We start from the raw sequence: 1,851 nt of genomic DNA, 5'->3' as shown, positions 1-1,851 counted from the left end.
CGACCCCCCGACCCCCGACCGCCCGACCCGGCCGCCGGCGACCACCCCGGTCCGCCCCCGCAGCCCGGAGCTGAGCACTCGACCCCTCGGGCAGGCGCCGCCGGCGAGCGCATGACGCTGTCGGGCCGCCTGCCGACCGCGGACGACAACGCCGTGCTGCAGGTGCAGACCAAGGACGGCGACGGCGGCTGGACCGACTTCCCGGTGACCGTGCAGGTCAGCGACGGGCGGGGCACGTTCCAGACGCAGATCTACACGACGCGCACCGGGCAGCGGCAGATCCGCCTGCTCGACCGCGACTCGGGCACGGCGACCCCGCCGGCTACCGTCACGGTCGGCTGAGCCGGCTCAGATCACCTGGTGCAGCCAGCGCACCGGCGCGCCGTCGCCGGCGTGCCGGAACGGCTCGAGCTCGGCGTCCCAGCGCGCGCCCAGCACGGCCTCGAGGCCTGGTCCATCGTGACGTCGCCCCGGGCGGCCTTGACCATGAACGCGCGGATGCGGTCCTCGGGGATGAGCACGTCGCCGTGCAGCCCGGTGAGGGCGTGGAAGAGCCCGAGCGACGGCGTGTAGGAGTAGCGGGCGCCTCGGTGGACGCGGTCGGCTCCTCGGTGACCTCGAAGCGGATGCGCTCCCAGCCGCGCAGGGCGGAGGCCAGGGCGGCGGCGGTGCCGGCGGGAGCCTGCCAGGAGAGCTCGGCGCGGTAGCTGCCCGGCTCGGCGGGCTGGTCGACCCAGTCCCAGTCGGTGGGCGCGCCAAGGACGCCGGCCGCTGCCCACTCCACGTGGGGACAGAGCGCGGACGGCGCTGAGTGCACGAACAGGACGCCCCGGGTCGGGGCGCTCGTACGGCTCGACTTCATCGGTGCCTCCCTGGATGCGTCTTCCCCAACGACCCGGCGGGTGGCACTGACCCGGCCATTGTGCCCGACCCGCCCACGCCCTGCCAAGACGCTGTCCGCGGACGCCGGGCGCCGCCCACCCGCCCCGCCGGGAGGGCTACCGTGGTGCCGCCGGGTGGAGGGCCCGAGCACGACAGGAGGGGGACCGTGGAGCACAACCCACGTCACCGGCGGGTCACCCGCACCCCCGACGGTGCCGCGCTCATGACCCACCTCGCCGAGGCGATCTACTCCGACCTCGACCTGCAGGGCGTCCTGCAGCGGGTGACGGAGGCCGGCACACGCCTGTCCGGCGCCGCCTTCGGCGCCTTCCGCTACGTCGACCTGGACGAGCTCGGCCAGCGCGCACGCTGCACGTGGTCGTCGGCGACGCGCCCGCGGCGCTGGAGGCCGACCCCTCGCTGCTGGCCGGGCTGCTCGAGCCGGCGCTCCAGACCGGCGGCGTGGTGCACGCGAGCGACCTCGCCTCCGACACCCGGTTCGGCACCGCCGGCGTCTCGACGCCGCTGCGCAGCTACCTCGCCGGCCCGGTGCGTGGACGCGACGGCGACGTGGTCGGGGCGCTGCTGCTCGGCCATCCCGAGCCCGACGCCTTCGACGACACGAGCGAGGAGCTCGTCGCGACCGTCGTGGCCCACGCCGCCGTCGCCCTCGACAACGCCCGTCTGTTCAGCGCCGAGAAGCAGGCGCGCCGGCGGGCCGAGCAGGGGGCCAACCGCCTGGCGCTGCTGCAGGAGGTGACGTCGTGGCTGGCCGACGTCCGCAGCACCGCGACGCCATGGACGCGCTGCGCGACTCCCTGCTGCGCCGCACCGGGGCGCTCCGGGTCGCCCTGTTCGTCCCGGACGACGACGGGTTCAGCACCGTGCAGGGCGCCACTCCCCGCCGGACCCGGCCGGTCGTCGATGCTGCCCCGCTCGCTGGCGACGCCGGTGGCCGACGCGTTCCGG

At 76.0% G+C, this 1,851-nt stretch carries 3 protein-coding genes and 1 pseudogene; 2 read left to right on the top strand and 2 right to left on the bottom strand.

Annotated elements, in window-relative coordinates:
• A partial coding sequence (locus tag AC2W7G_RS15280; protein WP_485869191.1) for a hypothetical protein occupies positions 1-342 on the top strand: 342 nt, incomplete at its 5' end.
• 6 nt (positions 343-348) lie between these two features.
• Here AC2W7G_RS15280 and AC2W7G_RS15275 read toward each other — a convergent pair.
• Together AC2W7G_RS15275 and AC2W7G_RS15270 are read right to left on the bottom strand one after the other, a co-directional pair.
• Entirely contained in the window at positions 349-438 is a 90-nt protein-coding gene (locus tag AC2W7G_RS15275) for a DUF3145 family protein (RefSeq protein WP_485869190.1), read from the bottom strand.
• 77 nt (positions 439-515) lie between these two features.
• Positions 516-862, bottom strand: a pseudogene (locus AC2W7G_RS15270) (DUF3145 family protein); the annotation flags it as partial.
• Between the two features lie 395 nt (positions 863-1,257).
• Between AC2W7G_RS15270 and AC2W7G_RS15265 the strand changes: the two are divergent.
• On the top strand, positions 1,258-1,851 hold a 594-nt coding region (locus tag AC2W7G_RS15265; RefSeq protein WP_485869189.1), incomplete at its 3' end, for a GAF domain-containing protein.

This window comes from Aeromicrobium sp. PFPM2_SD2, from assembly GCF_057364525.1.
Note: the sequence above shows the minus strand (reverse complement) of the source record. Positions and strands in the feature narration are given on the sequence as shown.